At 70.8% G+C, this 21,132-nt stretch carries 18 protein-coding genes; 5 read left to right on the top strand and 13 right to left on the bottom strand.

Translation table 11 applies throughout. The features are described 5' to 3' along the window. Positions 1–72: 72 nt before the first annotated feature. The 6 genes from tpiA to rapZ form a co-directional block, all read right to left on the bottom strand. A complete protein-coding gene (tpiA, locus tag NIE111_RS18105; RefSeq protein WP_238685518.1) occupies positions 73–864 on the bottom strand; it encodes a triose-phosphate isomerase in 792 nt (263 codons plus the stop codon). Next, positions 865–2,064 carry a phosphoglycerate kinase gene (locus NIE111_RS18110; protein ID WP_238685519.1) on the bottom strand — a complete coding sequence of 400 codons (1,200 nt, stop codon included), beginning with the start codon at positions 2,062–2,064 and terminating at the stop codon, positions 865–867. It abuts the gene before it with no gap. Continuing rightward, positions 2,061–3,065, bottom strand: a complete 1,005-nt coding sequence (gap, locus tag NIE111_RS18115; protein WP_238649250.1) for a type I glyceraldehyde-3-phosphate dehydrogenase — start codon at positions 3,063–3,065, stop codon at positions 2,061–2,063. Before gap ends, NIE111_RS18110 begins: the two co-directional genes overlap by 4 nt. 267 nt (positions 3,066–3,332) lie before the next feature. After that, positions 3,333–4,313, bottom strand: a complete 981-nt coding sequence (whiA, locus tag NIE111_RS18120; protein WP_210785006.1) for a DNA-binding protein WhiA — start codon at positions 4,311–4,313, stop codon at positions 3,333–3,335. Between the two features lie 54 nt (positions 4,314–4,367). Next, the gene (locus tag NIE111_RS18125; protein WP_238685520.1) at positions 4,368–5,435 is read right to left on the bottom strand and encodes a gluconeogenesis factor YvcK family protein; all 1,068 of its coding nucleotides are present in this window, start codon (positions 5,433–5,435) and stop codon (positions 4,368–4,370) included. Beyond that, a complete protein-coding gene (rapZ, locus tag NIE111_RS18130) occupies positions 5,432–6,304 on the bottom strand; it encodes an RNase adapter RapZ (protein ID WP_238685551.1) in 873 nt (290 codons plus the stop codon). The genes NIE111_RS18125 and rapZ overlap by 4 nt, the downstream gene beginning before the upstream one ends. A 282-nt stretch (positions 6,305–6,586) precedes the next feature. On the opposite strand from rapZ, the gene NIE111_RS18135 reads away from it, so the two are divergent. Then, the gene (locus NIE111_RS18135) at positions 6,587–6,931 is read left to right on the top strand and encodes a hypothetical protein (RefSeq protein WP_091403656.1); all 345 of its coding nucleotides are present in this window, start codon (positions 6,587–6,589) and stop codon (positions 6,929–6,931) included. Between the two features lie 75 nt (positions 6,932–7,006). Next, positions 7,007–8,851 carry a DNA helicase RecQ gene (recQ, locus tag NIE111_RS18140; protein ID WP_238685521.1) on the top strand — a complete coding sequence of 615 codons (1,845 nt, stop codon included), beginning with the start codon at positions 7,007–7,009 and terminating at the stop codon, positions 8,849–8,851. A 72-nt stretch (positions 8,852–8,923) separates the two neighbouring features. Here the strand turns inward: recQ and NIE111_RS18145 are convergent, their stop codons facing one another. From NIE111_RS18145 to rsgA, 5 genes are all read right to left on the bottom strand, one after another. Continuing rightward, positions 8,924–9,586, bottom strand: coding sequence for a C39 family peptidase (locus NIE111_RS18145; RefSeq protein ID WP_238685522.1), 663 nt, complete (start codon positions 9,584–9,586; stop codon positions 8,924–8,926). An 866-nt stretch (positions 9,587–10,452) separates the two neighbouring features. Continuing rightward, a complete protein-coding gene (gene uvrC / locus NIE111_RS18150; RefSeq protein WP_238685523.1) occupies positions 10,453–12,441 on the bottom strand; it encodes an excinuclease ABC subunit UvrC in 1,989 nt (662 codons plus the stop codon). A 187-nt stretch (positions 12,442–12,628) separates the two neighbouring features. After that, on the bottom strand, positions 12,629–13,114 hold the full coding sequence (locus NIE111_RS18155; RefSeq protein ID WP_238685524.1) for a Rieske (2Fe-2S) protein: 486 nt from the start codon (positions 13,112–13,114) through the stop codon (positions 12,629–12,631). Positions 13,115–13,274: 160 nt separating this feature from the next. Beyond that, on the bottom strand, positions 13,275–16,220 hold the full coding sequence (uvrA, locus tag NIE111_RS18160; protein ID WP_238685525.1) for an excinuclease ABC subunit UvrA: 2,946 nt from the start codon (positions 16,218–16,220) through the stop codon (positions 13,275–13,277). A gap of 251 nt (positions 16,221–16,471) precedes the next feature. Continuing rightward, entirely contained in the window at positions 16,472–17,542 is a 1,071-nt protein-coding gene (rsgA, locus tag NIE111_RS18165) for a ribosome small subunit-dependent GTPase A (protein ID WP_238685526.1), read from the bottom strand. Between the two features lie 178 nt (positions 17,543–17,720). Between rsgA and NIE111_RS18170 the strand changes: the two genes are divergently transcribed. Both NIE111_RS18170 and NIE111_RS18175 read left to right on the top strand, forming a co-directional pair. Continuing rightward, a complete protein-coding gene (locus NIE111_RS18170) occupies positions 17,721–18,437 on the top strand; it encodes a maleylpyruvate isomerase family mycothiol-dependent enzyme (protein ID WP_238685527.1) in 717 nt (238 codons plus the stop codon). An 8-nt stretch (positions 18,438–18,445) separates the two neighbouring features. After that, a complete protein-coding gene (locus NIE111_RS18175; RefSeq protein WP_238685528.1) occupies positions 18,446–19,099 on the top strand; it encodes an MBL fold metallo-hydrolase in 654 nt (217 codons plus the stop codon). Positions 19,100–19,294: 195 nt separating this feature from the next. On the opposite strand, the gene NIE111_RS18180 is transcribed toward NIE111_RS18175, so the two are convergent. Next, complete coding sequence (locus NIE111_RS18180) at positions 19,295–19,903, bottom strand: DedA family protein (RefSeq protein WP_238685529.1); 609 nt, start codon at positions 19,901–19,903, stop codon at positions 19,295–19,297. Between the two features lie 100 nt (positions 19,904–20,003). After that, positions 20,004–20,699: a class I SAM-dependent methyltransferase gene (locus NIE111_RS18185; RefSeq protein WP_238685552.1), complete on the bottom strand. Its 696-nt coding sequence runs from the start codon at positions 20,697–20,699 to the stop codon at positions 20,004–20,006. A gap of 181 nt (positions 20,700–20,880) precedes the next feature. On the opposite strand from NIE111_RS18185, the gene NIE111_RS18190 reads away from it, so the two are divergent. Further along, positions 20,881–21,084 (top strand): cold-shock protein, encoded by a 204-nt coding sequence (locus NIE111_RS18190; protein ID WP_007462771.1) that lies wholly within the window; start codon positions 20,881–20,883, stop codon positions 21,082–21,084. The last annotated feature ends 48 nt before the right edge of the window (positions 21,085–21,132 follow it).

A 21,132-nucleotide genomic window follows, 5' to 3' on the forward strand; every position in this document is an offset into this window, starting at 1 on the left:
CGATCCTCGCCCGGTCTGATCGGGCACGGCGGCACCGACCGGCGGACGGGCGGTGTCAAGGATACCGAGCGATCAGCGGGCGAGGTGCTCCGGGAACCGGCAGATCTGAGCGAATTCCTCGGCGTCCAGGCTGGCGCCCCCCACGAGGCCCCCGTCCACGTCCGGTTGGGCCATGATCGAGGCGATGTTGGACGCCTTGACCGAGCCGCCGTAGAGGACCCGAACCTGGTCGGCGGTCTCCTGGTCGAAGCGTTCCGCCAGTCGCTGACGCACCGCCCCGCAGACCTCCTGGGCGTCGTCCGGGGTCGCGGTCTTGCCCGTGCCGATCGCCCAGACCGGCTCGTACGCGATCACGACCTGCCGAACCTGCTCGGGGGTGAGCCCGGCCAGGCCCCCGTCGAGCTGGTCGGAGCAGTGCGCCACGTGGGTGCCCTGCTCGCGGACGTCCAGCCCCTCCCCCACGCACAGGATCGGCGTCAGGCCGTGCGTGAGCGCCGCCTTGACCTTGGCGTTGACCAGCGCGTCGTCCTCGTGGTGGTAGGCCCGCCGCTCGGAGTGCCCGACCACCACGTACGTGCAGCCGAGCTTGGCCAGCAGCGGCCCGGAGATGTCCCCGGTGTACGCGCCGGACGCGTGCGGGGAGAGGTCCTGGCCGCCGTAGCCGATGAGCAGCTTGTCCCCGTCCACAGCGGTCTGCACGGTGCGCAGGTCGGTGAAGGGCGGCAACACGACCGTCTCGACGTCGGTGAGCTGCTTCTCGGTGAGGCTCGCCGCCAGCTTCTGCACCAGCAGGTTGGCCTCGAGGTGGTTGAGGTTCATCTTCCAGTTGCCGGCCATCAGCGGCCGGCGGGTGGTGCTCGACATTTAGTTCTCCAGGGCCGCGATGCCGGGGAGGGTCTTGCCCTCGAGGTATTCCAGGGAGGCGCCACCGCCGGTGGAGATGTGCCCGAAGGACGACTCGTCCAGCCCCAGGGCACGGACGGCCGCCGCCGAGTCACCGCCGCCGACGACGCTGAACGCGTCGGCCTTGGTGATCGCCTCGGCGATCCCCCGGGTGCCCGCCGCGAAGGCGGGCATCTCGAACACGCCCATCGGGCCGTTCCAGAAGATCGTCTTCGCCTGGGACAGTGCGGCACTGAAGCCCGCCACCGTCTCCGGGCCGACATCCAGGCCGAGGCGGTGGCTCGGGATGCCGTCGACCCGCACCGTGTCGTGCGCCGCGTCCGGAGCGAACGCGTCCGCGACCACCACGTCGACCGGCAGCATGATCTTGCCGCCGGACCGCTCCAGCAGGTTGCGGCAGGTGTCGACCATGTCCTTCTCGAGCAGCGAGGTGCCCACCTCCAGGCCCTGGGCCTTGAGGAAGGTGAAGCACATCCCGCCGCCGATGAGCAGCCGGTCGACAGTGGGCAGCAGAGCCTCGATCACGGCGAGCTTGTCGGACACCTTCGACCCACCGAGCACCACCACGTACGGGCGCTCAGGGTCACCGGTGAGCTTGGAGAGCACCTCGACCTCACGCAGCACCAGCCGGCCCGCGACGTGTGGCAACCGGGCCGGCACGTCGAAGACACTGGCGTGCTTGCGGTGCACGGCACCGAACGCGTCGTCCACGTACGCGTCGCCGAACGCGGCGAGCTGGTCGGCGAAGGCACCCCGCTCGGCCTCGTCCTTGCTGGTCTCACCGGCGTTGAAACGCAGGTTCTCCAGAAGGGCGACCTGACCGTCGGCCAGGTCGGCGACCGTGGAGCGGGCGGAATCACCGACGGTGTCGGTGGCGAAGTGCACCGGCGCGCCGAGCAGCTCACCGAGCCGCCCGGCGACCGGGCCCAGGCTGAACTGCGGGTCCGGAGCGCCCTTCGGGCGGCCCAGGTGCGAGCAGACGACAACCTTCGCGCCGGCCTCGACCAGTGCGCCGAGAGTCGGCAGCACCGCGCGGATCCGGCCATCATCACTGATCGCACCGGTCTGCTTGTCGAGCGGGACGTTCAGGTCGGCGCGCACCAGCACGCGCCGACCCGACACCCCCTCGGCGAGCAGGTCGTCGAGGGTCCGGATGCTCACAGCGACGAACCGACCAGCTTGACGAGGTCGACGAGACGGTTGGAGTAGCCCCACTCGTTGTCGTACCAGCCGACGACCTTGACCTGGTTGCCGACGACCTTGGTCAGCGGCGCGTCGAAGATGCACGACGCCGGGTCGGTCACGATGTCGCTGGAGACGATCGGGTCCTCGTTGTAGACCAGGATGCCCTTGAGCGGGCCGTCCGCGGCGGCCTTCAGCGCGGCGTTGACCTCGTCCACGGTGGTCTCGCGACCCACGTTGACGGTGAGGTCGGTGACCGAGCCGGTCGGGATCGGCACCCGCAGGGCGTACCCGTCGAGCTTGCCCTTGAGGTCCGGCAGGACCAGGCCGATCGCCTTGGCGGCGCCGGTCGAGGTCGGCACGATGTTCAGCGCGGCGGCCCGGGCACGACGCAGGTCCGAGTGCGGCGCGTCCTGGAGGTTCTGGTCCTGGGTGTACGCGTGGATCGTCGTCATCAGACCGTGCTGGATGCCGAACGTGTCGTGCAGGACCTTCGCCATCGGGGCGAGGCAGTTGGTGGTGCACGAGGCGTTGGAGATGATGGTGTGCTTCGCCGGGTCGTAGGTGTCGTGGTTGACACCCATGACGACGGTGACGTCCTCGTTCTTCGCCGGGGCGGAGATGATGACCTTCTTGGCCCCGCCGTCGACGTGCGCCTTGGCCTTGGTGGCGTCGGTGAAGAAGCCGGTCGACTCGATGACGACGTCGGCGCCGACCTCGCCCCACGGCAGCTTCGACGGGTCCTTCTCGGCGTACGCCTTGATGGTCTTGCCACCGACGGTGATCTCGTCGGCGGTGGCCTTGACCTCGTACGGCAGGCGGCCGAGGATGCTGTCGTACTTGAGCAGGTGGGCGAGCGTGGCGTTGTCGGTCAGGTCGTTCACCGCCACGACCTCGATGTCGGCGTCAGACGCCAGCACTGCCCGGAAGAAGTTACGGCCGATTCGGCCAAAGCCGTTGATGCCAACCCGGATGGTCACAGGTCCCATCTCCTCGCGTTCTGGTCCGCCGGCTTCAGACAACGGGCCGGCGGGAATGGTGTGCGCCGACCGTTGGAGCCGGCCGTCGACGGTTCATCTCGGCCACCCCGCCGCGCGGTCTGAGGACCTGACCGCCCGAGGCGGTGGGGCACGACGAGGAGTGCCGGTGTCGGCCCCCTTGCCGTACGCAGCGACCCTATCCGAGCGTGCGAGACCACGCTGCGCCGGGTAGTGCTCCCGGGCGCACCGTGCGGCCCCACCGTCCTATCAGACCACGAGCATGTCGGGCGTGACGGCTGCTTCCGTATCCGGGATGCCAAGGTCGCGGGCCCGCTTGTCGGCCAGCGCCAGGAGCCGGCGGATCCGCCCCGCGATGGCGTCCTTGGTCAGCGGGGGGTCGGCCAGGGCCCCCAACTCCTCCAGCGACGCCTGCCGGTGCTCCAGACGCAGCCGACCAGCGTCGGTCAGGTGGTTGGGCGCCTCGTCGGCGAGGATCTCCAGCGCACGGGTGACCCTGGCGGCAGCGGCGACCGCCGCCCGCGCCGACCGGCGCAGGTTGGCGTCGTCGAAGTTGGCGAGCCGGTTGGCGGTGGCCCGCACCTCGCGGCGTACCCGGCGCTCCTCCCAGGCCAGCACGCTGGAGTGCGCGCCGATCCGGGTGAGCAGCGCGGCGATCGCGTCACCGTCCTTGACGACCACCCGGTCCACCCCGCGTACCTCGCGGTTCTTCGCGGTGATGCCGATGCGGCGGGCCGCGCCGACCAGCGCCAACGCCGACTCCGGCCCCGGGCAGGTGATCTCCAGCGCGCTGGAGCGGCCCGGCTCGGTGAGCGAACCGTGGGCCATGAACGCGCCCCGCCACGCGGAGACCGCGCAGCAGACGTTGGCCGCCACCACGTGCGGGGGCAGCCCGCGCACCGGGCGACCCCGCACGTCGAGCAGGCCGGTCTGCCGCGCCAGGGCCTCGCCGTCCTTCACCACCCGCACGATGAAGTGGCTGCCCTTGCGCAGCCCACCGGAGGCCAGCACGTGGATCTCGCTGGGGTAGCCGTAGACCTCGGCGACCTCCCGGCGCAGCCGCCGGGCCACCGCCCCGGTGTCCAGTTCAGCCTCCACCACCACGCGGCCGGAAACGATGTGCAGCCCGCCAGCGAAGCGCAGCAGCGCGGCCATCTCCGCCCGCCGACAGCAGGGCTTGGGCACGTCGACCCGACTCAGCTCGTCCTTGACCGCGGCCGTCATCGCCATTGTGCGTCCCCTCACGGACCTGTTCCGGCGTGTCGCCGGAGATTACGTACGTGTCTAACGATCGGCGCCCAGGACAGGCACCAGCGCGGCGCCCAGGGCAGCCGGATCATGGCGGGGAGTCCCGTCGACAACGGCGACGGGGGCGAGGACCAGGCGGGCACCCAGCGATTCTGCCGCACGTTCGACCGGTTCGGGGTCACCCACCGCCTTGGCATCGGCGAGCACAAGATCGACCTTGAGTTCGGGCAGGTACCAGTGCAGCGCCGCGAGATGATCGGCGACGGAGAGCCCGAGGGTCTCCTTCTCCGCGGCGAGGTTCAGCGTGACCAGCCGTCGGGCCGAGGTGGACACGATCGCGTCGGCCAACTGCGGCACCAGCAGGTGCGGAAGCACACTCGTGTACCAGCTGCCCGGCCCGAAGATCAACCAATCGGCCGCCCGGATCGCCTCGATGGCCTCGGCGCACGCCGGTGGGGCGCTCGGGGTGAGGCGCAACGACTCGACCCGGCCGGTGGTGACGGCCACCTGGTGCTGGCCACTGACAGTGCGCACCTCGTCGGGGGCGGCCGGGTCGGCACCGCGTACCCGCGCCTCGATGCCGACCGGTTGGCGGGACATCGGCAACACCCGGCCCACAGCGCCGAGCATGGCGCCGGCGTGCTCCAGCGCGGCCACCGGGTCGCCGAGCAGCTCCATGAGGCCGCAGAGCACCAGGTTGCCCACGGCGTGCCCGGTCAGACCGTCGGTGCCGGCCGACGCCCCGTCGGTGCCGCGCGGGGCCGCGCCGTCCCGGTCCGGGTCGCCGCCCGCCGCCGGGCCCGAGCCGGTCGCGCCGGGCCCGGGTACGCCCACCGGTACGGCGGCGAAGCGGTGCTGGAACAGCCCGGCGCTGCGCCGGGTGGCCGGGTGGTCCCCGGCCAACGCCACCAGCGCCTGGCGCAGATCTCCGGGCGGCAGGCCACCCCGCTCGGCCCGCAGCCGACCACTGGAACCACCGTCGTCACCCACCGTGACCACCGCGGTGATGTCGAGGTCGATTTCGGGAGCGCAGTGGCGCAGCGCACGCAACGAGGCGGACAGGCCGTGCCCGCCGCCGAACGCCACCACCCGCCGGGCCGTCATTCCCGCCCCAGGTCGCGGTGCTGGGCGTTCGCCGCCAACCCGGAGTGACGCAGTCGGCTGGCCAACTCCTCGGCGATGGCCACACTGCGGTGCTTGCCGCCGGTGCAGCCCACGGCGACGGTGAGGTACCGCTTGCCCTCCCGCTCGAAGCCGGTAGTGGTGGCGTTGACCAGGTCGGCGTACGAGGCGACGAAGGCGTCCGCGCCCTCCTGGCCCAGCACGTAAGCGCTGACCGCCTCCTCCCGCCCGGTGTGCTCCCGCAGTTCCGGCACCCAGTACGGGTTGGGCAGGAAGCGGGCGTCCAACACGAAATCGGCGTCCGGCGGCAGGCCGTACTTGAAGCCGAACGACAACACCGTGACCCGCAGCCGGCGGGCGTCCTCGCCGCCGAACAGCTCCTCGATGCGGCGCCGGAGCTGGTTGACGTTCAGGTGGCTGGTGTCGATGATCACGTCGGCCTGGTCACGGGCCTCCTCCAGCAGGCCGCGCTCCACGGCGATGCCGTCGGCCAGCCGCCCGTCACCCTGCAACGGATGCGAACGCCGAACGCTCTCGAACCGCCGGATCAGCACCTCGTCGTCGGCATCGACGAAGACCACCCGGGGCGAGAATCCGCGCTCCTTGAGCTCCCGGATCGCCCCGGCCAGGTCCGTGGAGAAGGCCCGCGACCGCACGTCGAGCACCATGGCGGTACGCCGGGCCGCGCCGCCCGCCTTGAACGCCAGCTCGGCCATGTCCAGCATCAGGGCCTGCGGCAGGTTGTCCACGACGTAGTAACCGACGTTCTCCAACGCCCTGGCCACAGTGCTGCGGCCACCCCCGGAGAGGCCGGTGACCACCACCAGGGTGGTCTCCGACTCAGCCGTCATCTGCTCGTCATCGGCATCCGGGCCGTCGATCCGGTCACCGGCTGTGCGCGCCTCGCTCACCCGTACCCCCAAGCCGTGGCGCCGCGGCCGCCCTCGGCCGCGATTGGTCAATCAGCGACTCTATCCCGCCGCCAGGTCGCGGCCCGGCACCCGTGGCCGGACGGCGACCGCGGACCGTTTCGAGGGTCGCCCTCCCGACAGCGCACACGCTTGATGACGATCAGTAGTTGTCAATACGCTCAACGTGATCGTCGCAGGTCAGACCGACATCTGGAGGATGCGATGCACGACCTGGCGGACAAGAACAAGTACGTCGGCTTCCTGTTCATGCGAATCAGCCCCGAGTACTTCGCCCTCGGTCGCGAGGGCATCCACGAGATCTCCGCCGAGCACGCCCGCGACCTGGGCCGCTTCGCCAAACAGCTCACCCATGTCGTGTGCACCGGAGTGAACGGCAAGTACGACCAGGTCACCATGGTCGAGGCCGACACCCTCGAGGAGATCAACGCGGCGGCCACCGCCTTCCGCATGGGCAACAAGGCCCGCTACATCGAGATCGTCGACATCGTGGTCGGGATGAAGGCCCCGCCGCGCGGCCTGGCCAACAGGTCCAGCCAGCCCGGCTGACCGCCTCGCCCGTCCGGCCACCCGACCCGGGTGCGCCGGACGGGCGCTGTCGGCGTCGGCTCGTAGACTCCCCGGATGGCCTCTCCCACCGACCTGCGTACCGCCTCCGACGCCCTGGACGTGCTGGGCCGGGTCTTCGGCTACGACGCGTTCCGTGGTTTCCAGCAGGACGTGATCAACCATGTGGTCGCTGGCGGCGACGCGCTGGTGTTGATGCCCACCGGTGGCGGCAAGTCCCTGTGCTACCAGATCCCGGCCCTGGTCCGTGACGGGGTCGCCGTCGTCGTGTCCCCGCTGATCGCGCTCATGCAGGACCAGGTGGACGCCCTCACAGCGGTCGGCGTCCGCGCCGGGTTCCTCAACTCGACCCAGACCCTGGACGCCCGGCGGCGGGTGGAGGCCGCCTTCGTCGCCGGCGAACTGGACCTGCTCTACCTGGCCCCGGAGGCGCTCGGCGTCCGATCCACCCTCGCCCTGCTCGACCGGGGCCGCATCTCCCTCTTCGCGATCGACGAGGCGCACTGCGTGTCCCAGTGGGGGCACGACTTCCGCCCCGACTATCTCGCGCTCTCGATGCTGCACGAACGCTGGCCGCAGGTGCCCCGCATCGCCCTGACCGCCACCGCGACCAGCGCCACCCGCACCGAGATCGCGACCCGGCTCAAACTCGACGACGCCCGGCACTTCGTGGCCAGCTTCGACCGGCCCAACATCCAGTACCGGATCGTGCCCAAACGGGAGCCCCGCAAGCAGTTGCTGACCCTGCTGCGCGACGAGCACCCCGGCGACGCCGGCATCGTCTACTGCCTGTCCCGGGCCTCGGTCGACAAGACCGCGGAGTTCCTCACCGCCAACGGGGTCGCCGCGCTGCCGTACCACGCGGGGCTGGACGCGGGCACCCGCGCCCGCAACCAGCAGCGCTTCCTGCGCGAGGACGGCCTGGTCATGGTGGCCACCATCGCCTTCGGCATGGGCATCGACAAGCCCGACGTGCGGTTCGTCGCCCATCTCGACCTGCCCAAGTCCGTCGAGGGCTACTACCAGGAGACCGGCCGCGCCGGCCGGGACGGCCTGCCGTCCACCGCCTGGCTGGCGTACGGGCTCCAGGACGTCGTCCAGCAACGCAAGATGATCGAGACGTCCGACGGCGACCTCGCCCACCGCCGCAACCTGGCCGCGCACCTGGACGCGATGCTCGCCCTCTGCGAGACGGTGCGCTGCCGGCGGGTCCAACTGCTCGAATACTTCGGCGAGACGACGACGGCCGCCTGCGGCAACTGCGACACCTGCCTCACCCCACCGGAGTCCTGGGACGGCACCGTCGCCGCCCAGAAGTTGCTCTCCGCCGTCTTCCGCCTCGACCGCGAACGCAACCAGCGCTTCGGCGCCGGGCACTGCATCGACATCCTGCTCGGCAAGCAGACCGACAAGATCAGTCAGTACGGTCACGACTCGCTGACCGTCTTCGGCATCGGCTCCGAGCTCAGCGAGGCCGAGTGGCGGGGCGTGGTCCGGCAACTGCTCGCCGAAGGGCTCCTCGCCGTGGAGGGCGACTACGGCACGCTGGCGCTGACCGAGGCGAGCGCCGACGTCCTCGCCCGCCGCCGCACGGTCACCATGCGCCGCGAGCCGGAGAAGCCGGCATCGAGCCGATCATCGAAGCCGCGCGGCGCGTCCACCGTCGTGGCCGAGCTGACCCCGGCCGCCGCGTCGCTGTTCGAGCGGCTGCGAGCCTGGCGCGCCACCAGCGCCAAGGAGCAGGGCGTACCGGCGTACGTCATCTTCCACGACGCCACGCTGCGACAGATCGCCAGCGACGCGCCCAGCACACTGGCCGACCTGTCCCGGGTCAGCGGGGTCGGCGAGAACAAACTCGCCAAGTACGGCGAGCAGATCCTGACCGTCCTCGCCACCGACTGAGCTCACGCCGAAGGGCCGGACCCCGTGGTGGGGGTCCGGCCCTTCGGTCATGTGCTGGTGGTGGTGTGGGGGTTAGCTGGTGGCGTAGCCGCGGGTGGCGATCCAGTCGGCGAGGTGCTCGACGCTGATCTGGTAGGCGGCCTGGTTGGGGTCGGCGGAGTCGGCGATCGTGACGGTGTTGCCGTTGTCGCGGTAGCCGACGACGCTGATGTAGTGCCCGCCCTCGTAGGAGTGGGTGACACCGTCGGTGTCGGTGCTGGTGCCGGCGATGTTCGCGACCACGGCCCGGCCGTCGTCGACGGTCTTGACGATGTCGGCGCGCAGCTTGTCGGTCTGCGTGGCGTCGGCGTCGGGGGTGCTGATCTCCACCGACCGGTAGGCGTCAGCCTTGCCGGTTTCCTTGTTCAGGACGGGGGTGATGTCGTTGATGGAGTTGGTGCCGGCCTCGGTGGTGCCCATTTCCTTGGCCATGTCATCGACGTTGATGTTCTTACCCTGCACACTCAGGGCGTTACGGGTCGCGGCGGGCCCGCAGTAGTAGAAGTTCGGCTGCGCTTCGTAGCGCACGCCGAGTTCCCGCTCACCGTGGCCCTTGCGGTCGGTCTGGGTTTGCGTGGCCGGCTTGCTGGTGCTGGGGGCGGCGAACGCGGTGGTGACAGGGCCGGCGATGGCGCCGCCGGTGAAGGCGAGGCCGGCGGCGGTCAGGGCGGTCTTACGGATCAGATCGGTACGCATGATGGCGTGCTCCTCTGCATCGGGGGTGTGCCCGCACGACACTCAACGGGGGGTGGTGCGACCGTGCGGGAAAGCTTGTGCCCGGCGACCCGCAACAAGGGGTCGGCGTCGGGACAGGGTGTAACCGTTCGCGGTGGCGGGTCATTCCCGCAGGGGGTCGGCCTGTTGCGGTGCTCGGCCGGACGGGGTGTGTAACCGGGGCGGCCTGGCGGGTGTTCCCGGCAGGGCCGGCACGCGCCGTGACCTGGACTGTTGCGGTGGTCTGCCAGGTATAACGACCCCGGCCGGCCCACGATTCCGCCGCCGGGGTGGCTCCGACCACCCGACACTTCACACCAAACCCGACATAAGACCCACCCCCGCCCAGCCGGCCAACCGGACATGGCGGCCAGGGTGACCTGATCGACTCGGGTTCACGGAAATCGCGGTCTCCTGATGCCGGGATACCCCGACATCAGGAAACCCGAGTGGACCAAGCCGGTCTACGCCATTAGTGCGCACGACCCGGCCCCAAACCGACCCCGGCCCCGGGCCCACCGACCTGCTCTGAAACCCACGCCACGCCACGCCACGCCGCCCCGCCCCGCCCCCCAAGATCCGCGCAACTTCGGTGAAACTGCTGCCTCGGCACGCCGTGGGGCAGCACTTTCCCCGATAGTGCGCAGATCTGGACACGCCCCGGTGCGGAGCGCCACGCGGGCAGGCCCACTTCCCCCGGGGGTAGAAACGCCGGGCGAACCCAGCCCAAGATCGCGCTCGATCCAGGAAACAGTGCGCTTCCCCATGTCAACGAGGCCACTACAACAAGGATCGAGCACGATCATGCGGGGTCGCGACCACCCGACGAGGGCGAGCGCGAGCCGCGCTCAGGTACTGGGCTTCGCCTCGGTGCCGTCGCCGACCTTCGTGTCCTCGTCCAGGGCGGCGAGGATCGCCTCGGCGGTGCGCCGTCCCACCCCCGGCACCTCGGTGATCTCTTCGACCGTTGCGGCCGAGAGTCGCTTGAGCGAGCCGAAGTGCCGCAGTAGCGCCTTGCGACGCACCTCGCCCAGGCCGGGTACGTGGTCCAGCGCCGACTCGGTCATCCGCTTGGAGCGGCGCTGCCGATGGAAGGTGATGGCGAACCGGTGGGCCTCGTCACGCACCCGTTGCAGCAGGTAGAGCCCTTCCGAGGTGCGCGGGAGGATGACCGGGAACTCGTCGTCCGGGAGCCACACCTCCTCCAGCCGCTTGGCCAACCCGCACAGGGCCACGTCGTCGATGCCCAGGTCGGCGAGGGCCTGCGCGGCCGCCGCGACCTGGGGGGCGCCGCCGTCGACGACCACCAACTGCGGCGGGTACGCGAATTTTCGGGGCCGGCCGGTGGTCGGGTCGATCAGGACGCCGACCTGGGGCTCGACCGCGTCCTGGGGGGCGGCCGAGTCGTCGGCCGACTCCACGCCCACCTCGCCCGTCTCGGCCCTCGCGTCCAGGTAGCGGGCGAAGCGGCGACGCAGCACCTCGGACATCGCGGAGAGGTCGTCGGTGGCGCCCCGGACGATGAACCGCCGGTACTCGCTCTTGCGGGGCAACCCGTCCTCGAAGACCACCATGCTGGCGACCACGTCGGTGCCCTGGATCTGGGAGATGTCGAAACACTCGATGCGCAGCGGCGACGTGCTCATGCCGAGCGCCTCGCTGATCTCGTCCAGTGCCTTGCCCCGGGTGGTCAGGTCACCGGAGCGCTTGAGCTTGTGCCGGGCCAGCGCGTCCTTGGCGTTGCGCTCCACCGTCTCCATCAGTGAGCGTTTGTCGCCCCGCTGCGGCACCCGCAGCGACACCCGGCTGCCGCGGTGGTTGGAGAGCCACTCGGCCAGCGCGTCGGCGTCCGCGGGCAGCTCGGGGACCAGCAGTTCCCGAGGAACGTCGGCCTCGCCGTGCTCGCCGCCGTACACCTGGGTGCAGAAGTGGTGCACCAGGTCCCCGGTGGTCAGATCCTCGGTCTTCTCCACCACCCAACCGCGCTGGCCGCGGACCCGGCCGTCGCGGACGTGGAAGACCTGGACAGCCGCCTCGAGCGGGTCGTCGGCGAACGCGACGACGTCCGCGTCGGTGCCGTCGCCGAGCACCACTGTCTGCTTCTCCATGGCCCGGCGCAGCGCGGCCACGTCGTCGCGCAGCCGGGCGGCCCGCTCGAACTCCAGCTGCTCGCTCGCCTCGGTCATCTCACGTTCGATCTTGCGGACCATGGTGTCGGTGCGCCCGGCCATGAAGTCGCAGAACCCGTCGACGATGGCCCGGTGTTCGTCGGCGGAGACGGTGCCGACGCACGGCGCCGAGCACTTGCCGATGTAGCCCAGCAGGCAGGGACGACCGACCTGACCGGCCCGCTTGAACACCCCGGCGGAGCACGTCCGCGCGGGGAAGACCCGCAGCAGCAGGTCGAGGGTCTCCCGGATGGCCCAGGCATGCGAATAGGGACCGAAGTAACGCACGCCCTTGCGCTTGGCGCCGCGCATCACCTGCAGCCGGGGGTACTCCTCGTCGAGGGTGACGGCGAGATAGGGGTACGACTTGTCGTCGCGGTAGCGGACGTTGAACCGCGGGTCGTACTGCTTGATCCAGGTGAACTCCTGCTGGAGCGCCTCGACCTCGGTGCCGACGGTGATCCAGTCCACCGACTCGGCGGTGGTGACCATCTGCCGGGTGCGCTCGTGCAGGTTCCAGACGTCGCCGAAGTAGGAGTTGAGCCGGCTGCGCAGATTTCGCGCCTTGCCGACGTAGATCACCCGGCCGGTGCCGTCGCGAAAGCGGTAGACCCCCGGTAGCTCCGGGATGGTGCCGGGTGCGGGGCGGTAGGTCGAGGGGTCAGCCACGCCAACAAGCCTAGTCCGCAGCACCGACAGCCCACCGCGAGCGTGATCCACTCGGCGTCCCGGCAGTCGGGGTGTCGGCACACCGCTGACACCCCGACGTGCCGAAACGCGAGCCGACCCTGCGACGCCGGGCCAGCGTGCGGCCGGTCAGCGTGCGGCCGGGCCAGCCCGCCGGCCCCGCGTCGGATCAGGCCAGCGAGATCTGGTCGCCGGTGACCTTGATTTCCTTCGGCGGCAGCGGCTTGGTGGCCGGGCCGGCCTTCACCGAGCCGTCCTCGATCGAGAACTTGCTGCCGTGGCAGGTGCAGTTGATGGTGCCGCCGTCGACGTTCGTCACCGGGCAGTTCTGGTGCGTACAGATCGGGCTGAAGCCCTTGAACTGGCCTGCCGCGGGCTGGGTGATGACCACACCTTCGGCGGCGAGGACCTTGCCGCCCCCGACCGGGATGTCGGCGGTGGTGGCCAACGACTGGGCGTTCTGTCGGTCGCCGCCGCCGGCGTCACCGGTGCTGGGTACCGCCGGGCCGCCACTGGTGGGTGCGTCACTGCCGCTGCCGCCGTCGTCGCTGCCGCAGGCAGCCAGGACGACGGCCGCGCCGACCGCCCCGACGCCGGTGAGCAGGGTACGACGGGTCTGCACACCCGGACCGGTCAGCGCCTGATCGTCACTCATGCCTCGCCTCTCTCTAGCCCGCTGCCGGTCGAAAGCCGGCCACACTTCTCCACACGGGCAACTGTGCCGGATGGTTCATCGCGCGACTCGTCCGACCCGGCAAATGGGGCGGGGCGGGTCGTCAACCGACCCGCCCCGCCCCGCGAACACGCACAGAAGGTCAACGCGCGGCGGCCGGCACCTTACGGCTGGTCCGCGCCTTGGTCACGCCGTTGGCCTTGGCGGCCCGGGTGGTGGCGGCAGCCGCACCCTTGGCCTTGCCGTCGAGCTTGAGCACCTGGCGCAGGAACTCGCCGGTGTGGCTCTCGGCCACCTCGGCGACCTCCTCGGGGGTGCCGGTGGCGAGCACTGTGCCGCCACGGTGGCCACCCTCGGGACCCATGTCGATCAGCCAGTCCGCGGTCTTGATCACGTCGAGGTTGTGCTCGATCGTGATCACCGTGTTGCCCTTGTCGACAAGCCCTTCCAGCACCATCAGCAGCTTGCGGATGTCCTCGAAGTGCAGACCGGTGGTCGGCTCGTCGAGCACGTAGACCGTTCGCCCGGTGGAGCGCTTCTGCAACTCGGAGGCGAGCTTGACCCGCTGCGCCTCACCACCGGAGAGGGTCGGCGCGGGCTGGCCGAGGCGGACGTAGCCCAGGCCGACGTCGACAAGGGTCTTCAGGTGCCGGTGGATGGCCGGGATGGCGGAGAAGAACTCCGCGGCCTCCTCGATCGGCATCTCCAGCACGTCCGAGACGGTCTTGCCCTTGTAGTGCACCTCCAGGGTCTCCCGGTTGTACCGGGCGCCCTTGCAGACCTCGCAGGGGACGTACACGTCGGGCAGGAAGTTCATCTCGATCTTGATGGTGCCGTCACCCGAGCACGCCTCGCAGCGCCCGCCCTTGACGTTGAAGGAGAACCGACCCGGGCCGTACCCGCGCACCTTCGCCTCGGTGGTCTCGGCGAAGAGCTTGCGGACGTGGTCCCAGACGCCGGTGTAGGTGGCCGGGTTGGAGCGCGGTGTGCGGCCGATCGGCGACTGGTCCACGCCGACGACCTTGTCCACGTGCTCCAGCCCGGAGACACGGGTGTGCCGGCCGGGCACCAGCCGGGCGCCGTTGATCTGGTTGGCCAGCACCGCGTACAGGATGTCGTTGACCAGCGTCGACTTGCCCGAGCCGCTGACCCCGGTGACCGCGATCAGCTGGCCCAGCGGGAACGAGACGGTCAGGTTGCGCAGGTTGTGCTCCCGCGCGCCGTGCACCACCAGCTCGCGGGCCGGGTCCTGTGGGCGGCGGCCCGTCGGCGTCGGGATCGACCGCCGACCGGACAGGTACGCGCCGGTGATCGACTCCTTGTTCTTCAGCAACGCCGGCACCGAGCCGCTGTGCACGATCTTGCCGCCGTGCTCACCCGCGCCCGGCCCGATGTCGACGATCCAGTCGGCGGTGCGGATGGTGTCCTCGTCGTGCTCCACCACGATCAGGGTGTTGCCGAGCCCACGCAGCCGGATCAGGGTCTCGATCAGTCGGTGGTTGTCGCGCTGGTGCAGCCCGATCGACGGCTCGTCGAGCACGTAGAGCACGCCCACCAGGCCGGAGCCGATCTGGGTGGCCAGCCGGATGCGTTGTGCCTCGCCGCCGGAGAGCGTGCCGGCCGGGCGGTCCAGGGAGAGGTAGTCCAGGCCGACGTCGAGCAGGAACCGCAGCCGGGCGTTGATCTCCTTGAGGACCCGCTCGGCGATCATCTTCTGCCGGTCGGTCAGCTCGATGCCGGCGAGCAGGTCGGCGCACTCCCCCACGGACAGGTTGCAGACCTCGGCGATGCTCTTGCCGGCCAGCGTGACCGCGAGCACCTCGGGCTTGAGCCGGGCACCGCCGCACGCCGCGCACGGCACGTCGCGCATGTAGCCCTCGTACTTGTCGCGGGACCACTCGGACTCGGTGTCGGAGTGCCGGCGCTCGATCCACTGCACCACGCCCTCGAAGCCGGTGTAGTAGGAACGCTCACGGCCGTACTTGTTGCGGTAGCGCACGTGCACCTGATCGTCGGAGCCGTGCAGGATCGTCTTCTGCGCCCGCGCTGGCAACGCCCGCCACGGGGTGTCGATGTCGAAGTGCTGGGCCTCGCCGAGCGCCTCCAGCAGGCGCAGGAAGTATTCCAGGTTGTGCCCTGTGGACCAGGGCTGGATGGCGCCCTCGCGCAGGCTGCGCTCCGGGTCGGGGACCAGCAGCTCCGGGTCGACCTCCTTCTTCGTGCCCAGGCCGGTGCACTCCGGGCAGGCGCCGTAGGGCGCGTTGAAGGAGAACACCCGAGGCTCGAGATCCTCGATGGCGAGCGGGTGGTCGTTGGGGCAGGCCAGGTGCTCGGAGTAGCGGCGCTCGCGGTCCGGGTCGTCCTCGGGAAGGTCGACGAAGTCGAGCAGGACCAAGCCGCTGGACAGACCCAGGGCGGCCTCGACCGAGTCGGTCAACCGCTGCTTGGCGCTCGGCTTGACGGTGAGCCGGTCGATCACCACCTCGATGGTGTGCTTCTCCTGCTTCTTGAGCTTCGGCGGCTCGGTCAGCGGGTGCACCACGCCGTCGACCCGGGCCCGGGCGTAGCCCTTGGCCTGGAGCTCGGCGAAGAGGTCGACATATTCGCCCTTGCGGCCACGGATCACCGGGGCGAGCACCATGAACTTGGTGCCCTCGGCCATGGCGAGGACCCGGTCGACGATCTGCTGCGGGCTCTGCCGGGAGATGCGCTCACCACAGACCGGGCAGTGCGGCTCACCGATGCGGGCGTAGAGCAGACGCAGGTAGTCGTAGACCTCGGTGATGGTGCCGACGGTCGAGCGCGGGTTACGCGAGGTGGATTTCTGGTCGATCGAGACGGCCGGGCTCAGGCCCTCGATGAAGTCGACGTCTGGCTTGTCCATCTGACCGAGGAACTGCCGGGCGTACGACGAGAGCGACTCGACGTAGCGGCGCTGCCCCTCGGCGAAGATCGTGTCGAAGGCCAGGCTCGACTTGCCCGACCCGGACAGCCCGGTGAACACGATGAGTGCGTCCCGGGGCAGGTCGAGACTGACGTCACGCAGGTTGTGCTCGCGCGCGCCACGGATGATCAGTCGGTCGGCCACTGTGCGTGTACTCCCGGAAGAAGATGAAGCGAAGGATCTGTCCCGCTCTGGGTGGTCTTGAGCGGTCGTGCGGGCGCGGAAAACACGCCTCGGCAACTCTAGCCCCGAGGTATGACAGTTTCCCTCGCCCGCACATTCCCCCAGCTCAGCCCGGTCGGCCGCGCCGCCCATACGCCCCGCGTACCCGCCGCCCACACGCCCGCCAAAGCGCCGCCCACAAACCCCGCGCACGCGCGGTCCGCAGGCGCCGGTCAGAAGCCGCCGGGCGTCGGCGGACGCGCGGCCCGACGCCGGGCCGAACGCCACCCCCCGCGTCGCTCCGCCGCCACCCGGGCCTCCCGCCGTCGGCTCTCGTGGGCCACCTCACCCTGCAGCCGCCGCCAGCTCTCCCACCGACGGGTGGAGAGCTCGCCGGTGTGCAGCGCCTCCCGGACCGCGCAGGCCGGCTCGCCGTCGTGGCCGCAGTCGGCGTACCGGCAACCCTCGGCCAGCCCGGCGATGTCGGCGAACGCCCGGTCGAGCCCGGTTGCGCCGTCGAGCAGGCCGACCGCCCGGACGCCGGGCGTGTCGATCACCGCACCGCCACCGGGGATGGGTACGAGGGCCCGCCAGGTGGTGGTGTGCCGGCCCTTGCCGTCCACCCGCCGGATCGCCTGGGTGGGCATCATCACCGCCCCGACGAGGGCGTTGACCAGGCTCGACTTGCCCGCACCGGACGGGCCGAGCAGGCCGAGTGTGCGGCCGGGCGTCACCTCGGCGCGCAGCGGTTCCAGCCCGAGGCCACGTTCGGCGCTGACCGGCAGCACCGGCACCCCGGGGGCGACGGCGGCCAGCTGGCGGGCCAGCGCGGCCGGGTCGGCAGCGAGGTCCGCCTTGGTCAGTACGACAAGTGGCCGGGCGCCGGACTCGTGGGCCAGGGAGAGCAGCCGCTCGATCCGGCCCACGTCCGGCTCGGGGTGCACCGGCTCCACCACGGCGGCGGCGTCGAGGTTGGCGGCCAGCACCTGACCGCTGGCGTCCTTGCCGGCGGTACGCCGGATCAGCGCGCCTCGCCGCGGCAGCACCGCCTCGACTGTGACGCGGCGGTCCGGCCAGTGCGTGAGCAGCACCCAGTCCCCGGCGCAGGGCAGCGCGGACGGGTCCCGGGCGGCGACGGTCAGCACCGCCCCACCCAGGCTGGCCCGGACCGGGCCGACTGCGGTGAGCACAGTGCAGACCCCCCGGTCCACCCGGGCCACCCGACCCGGCTGGTGCTCGCCGCGGCGCGCGGCGTACGCCGTCCGCTCGGCGTCCCAGCCGAGGGCGGTCAGATCGATCGTCATGGCATCCTCATCGGTGTCGAAGCTGGTGATGGCGGAACACGCGTGCCACGTCCGGCATGATCACCACCTCCGTCCGATGTCCCGGTGCCGCGTCTGCCGCTGACGGTAGGTCCCGCACCGACGCGCCGAAAGCGATTTCCGCGGCGACGGCGCGACGGCGGACCGCTAGGGTCGACGGGTGACCACGGATCCGCTGTTGCTGATGGGCGAGGTGGACGCGGCGACCAGCCGACTACTGCGTAGCGCCGCTTCCCTCGACACCGCGGACCTGGCCGCCGCGTCGCTGCTGCCGGGCTGGACGCGCGGCCACGTGCTGGCGCATGTGGCGCGCAACGCCGACGGTTTCGTCAACCTGCTCACCGCGGCCCGCACCGGGGCGGCGCTGCCGATGTACGCCTCGCTGGACGCCCGCACCGCGGACATCGAAGCCGGTTCGGACCGGCCACCGGCCGCGCACCTGGACGACCTGCGACGCACCGCGGACCTGTTCTCCGAGGCGGTCGCGGCGATGCCGGCCGACGCCTGGGCGGCGACGGTGCAGGCGCGTAGGGGCCCGTGGCCGGCGGCGCTGCTGGTCTGGGGCCGGCTGCGGGAGATCGAGGTGCATCACCTCGATCTGGCCGTCGACTACCGGGCCGCGGACTGGTCGGAGACGTTCGCCCACCGTCTGCTGCGGGAGGCGGCCAGTCATCACGCCACGGGGCCGACACCGCCGTCGATGGTGCTGCGCCTCGACGGCAGCGAGCATGAGGTGGTGATCGGGGAACGCGTGGACGCCCCGGTCGTCGCCGGCACCGCCCCCGACCTCGCCGCCTGGCTGATCGGCCGCGCCGACGGCGCCCTGCTCTCCGTCATCCCTGACGGTCCCCTGCCTACTCCACCGGAATGGATATAGAAAACGTCATGACATACAGCGGAGACGTCACGCACGGCGGCGCACCGGCGGTTCGGGAGCTGGACGGGCTGACCATCAGCAAGCTGTCGGTGGGTCCGATGGACAACAACGCCTACCTGCTGCGCTGCACGGGCACCGGTGATCAGGTGCTGATCGACGCCGCCAACGAGGCGCCCCGGCTGCTCGAACTGATCGGTGACGGTGGGCTCACCGCCGTGGTGACGACCCACCAGCACATGGATCACTGGGTGGCGCTGGAGGAGGTCGTCGCCAAGACCGGCGCCCGGGCGTTGGTGCACGCCGATGACGCGTCAGGGTTGCCGATCGAGGCGGAGCGGCTGGCCGACGGCGACACCGTGGCGGTCGGCGACTGCGCGCTGGAGGTCATCCACATCAAGGGGCACACCCCGGGTTCGATCGCGCTGCTCTACCGCGACCCGGCCGGCACCCCGCACCTCTTCACCGGCGACAGTCTCTTCCCCGGCGGGGTGGGTAACACCGACAAGGACCCGGAGCGCTTCGCGGCGCTGATCGGCGACGTCGAGCACAAGCTGTTCGACCAACTCCCGGACGACACCTGGTTCTACCCGGGCCACGGCAAGGACAGCACCCTCGGCGCCGAGCGTCCCGCCCTCCCCCAGTGGAAAGCCAGAGGCTGGTAACCCACTACCCCACCACCAACCAGAAGACCCAACGTCGACCAAGAACAACCAAGATCAAAACCCACCGGCGAAGGCGGCACCCTCGCACAAACCGGAACCACGGCGGGCCCCCGCCCCCCACCCACCGCAACCCGGCCCAAGCGCCCAAGCGCCCCCGCGCCCAAGCGCCCCCGCGCCCCCGCGAACGAAGAAAGCTCAGCCAACGACGGAGAACAACCGCCGCCGCGCCCCCAGCAACGCGATGGAGGCGAGCACCAGCCCGACCCCCATCGTGACCAGCAGCGGGCTGGGGTCGCCCGGCAGCAGCCCGGCCACCGACCGCGACGCGGTGCCCAGGGCGAGGTAGAGACCGGCCCAGGCGGCCGCGCCGATCGTCGCGCAGCCGAGAAATCGGCCGTACGACATCCGCAACCCGCCGGCGGCCAGTGGCAGCAGCGCGTTGAAGACCGGCAGGAACGGCGCGACCATCATCATCCGGCCGCCGCCGCGGCGCAGGATTCCTTCGGCCGCTGTCCAGCGTGCCTCGCCGATCCAGCCGCCGACGCGACTGCCGCGCAGTCGGTCGGAGTAGCGCCGGCCGACCAGGAAGCTCAGCGACCAGCCGGCCAGGCAGCCGACCAGCACCGCGGTGAAGGTGGCCAACCCGGCGCTGGGGCGGCCGACGCCGACGGCGGCGAGGATCGCGACGTCGCCGGGGACCAGGACACCCAGCAGGGGTACGGCGTCGAAGAGCATGACGAGCCCGAGCGCACCCATCAGCAGCAGAATCGGTAGTTCTCCGATCTGGGCCAGCCATTGCGTCATGCGTCGACGGTATGTCCGTGGCACCACTTCGGACATCGGGTCGTAGCCCTTAGTGACCCCTGGTATCCGCCTCGGGGTCGCCCCTGAGTCGGGGTCCGCCTCAGGCGGGGCGCAGCACCTGCACGTGGCGTAGCGACGAGTCGACCGACGGTTCGGTGGTGGGTACCGGGTAGTCGGCCAGCACGGTCAGGCGGTCCGTGGGTAGGTGTCCACGGCCGGGGTCGCCGACCAGCACGTCGGCGCCTGCGGCGGCGACCCGCTGCAGGAAGGGCAGCATGCGGTCGGCCATCGCGCGGTCGTAGAAGACGTCTCCGGCGACGACCAGGTCGACCTTCGCTTCGGTGCTGTCGAGCAGGTCGTCCCCGGTGGCGTCGACGGCGACATGGTTGGCCCGCGCGTTGAGGGTGACGGCGGCGACGGCGTACGGGTCGATGTCGTTGGCGATGACCTCCGCGGCGCCGGCGAGCGCGGCGGCGATGGCCACCAGTCCGGACCCGGCGGCGAGGTCGAGCACCCGGCGGCCGGCTGCCAGCTCCGGGTGGTCCAGGAGGTGGCGGGCCAGGGCTTGTCCTCCGGCCCAGGCGGACGCCCAGTACGGCGCTGGCAGCGCGTGTCCGGCGGCTGCTTCCATCCGGGCCCACCAGACGATCGCGTCCTCGGCCAGGTGCAGCCGCACCTCGGGGACGAACGGAGTGGGCATCAGCCGGAGCCGGTCCAGACCGGCACCGGGCGCGTGAATCTCGCGTTCCAGCTCGGTCAGCGCGTCGGCTGCGGCATCTCTCATCGGCGCAAGCATGCCCCAGCGGCGGTTGGTCGGGGCGGGTTTCGCATGCCGCCGCGCAGAGTTCACCCGAGTTCAGTCAAATACCTACGGCACTTCGGCCAGCGGATCGGGGTTTTGCCCGTTACTGTCGAACAGGTACGGGCGATCATCGGCCAGAGGCCGAGGGTCAGCCGCTTTGAACAGGGAGAGATGCATGGCAACCGGCACGGTTAAGTGGTTCAACTCGGAAAAGGGCTTCGGCTTCATCGAGCAGGACGGTGGAGGGCCGGACGTGTTCGTCCACTACTCCGCCATCGCTTCGAGCGGCTACCGGGAGCTCAACGAGGGCCAGAAGGTCGAGTTCGAGGTGACCCAGGGGCAGAAGGGTCCGCAGGCGGACAACGTCCGCCCGATGTAGCTCCGTGCCGGTGACGGCGGCCGGTCTCCGGCCGCCGTCGCAGCGCAC

Origin of the sequence: Micromonospora hortensis, from assembly GCF_022230935.1 — a bacterium.
Taxonomy (GTDB): Bacteria; Actinomycetota; Actinomycetes; order Mycobacteriales; family Micromonosporaceae; genus Micromonospora; species Micromonospora hortensis.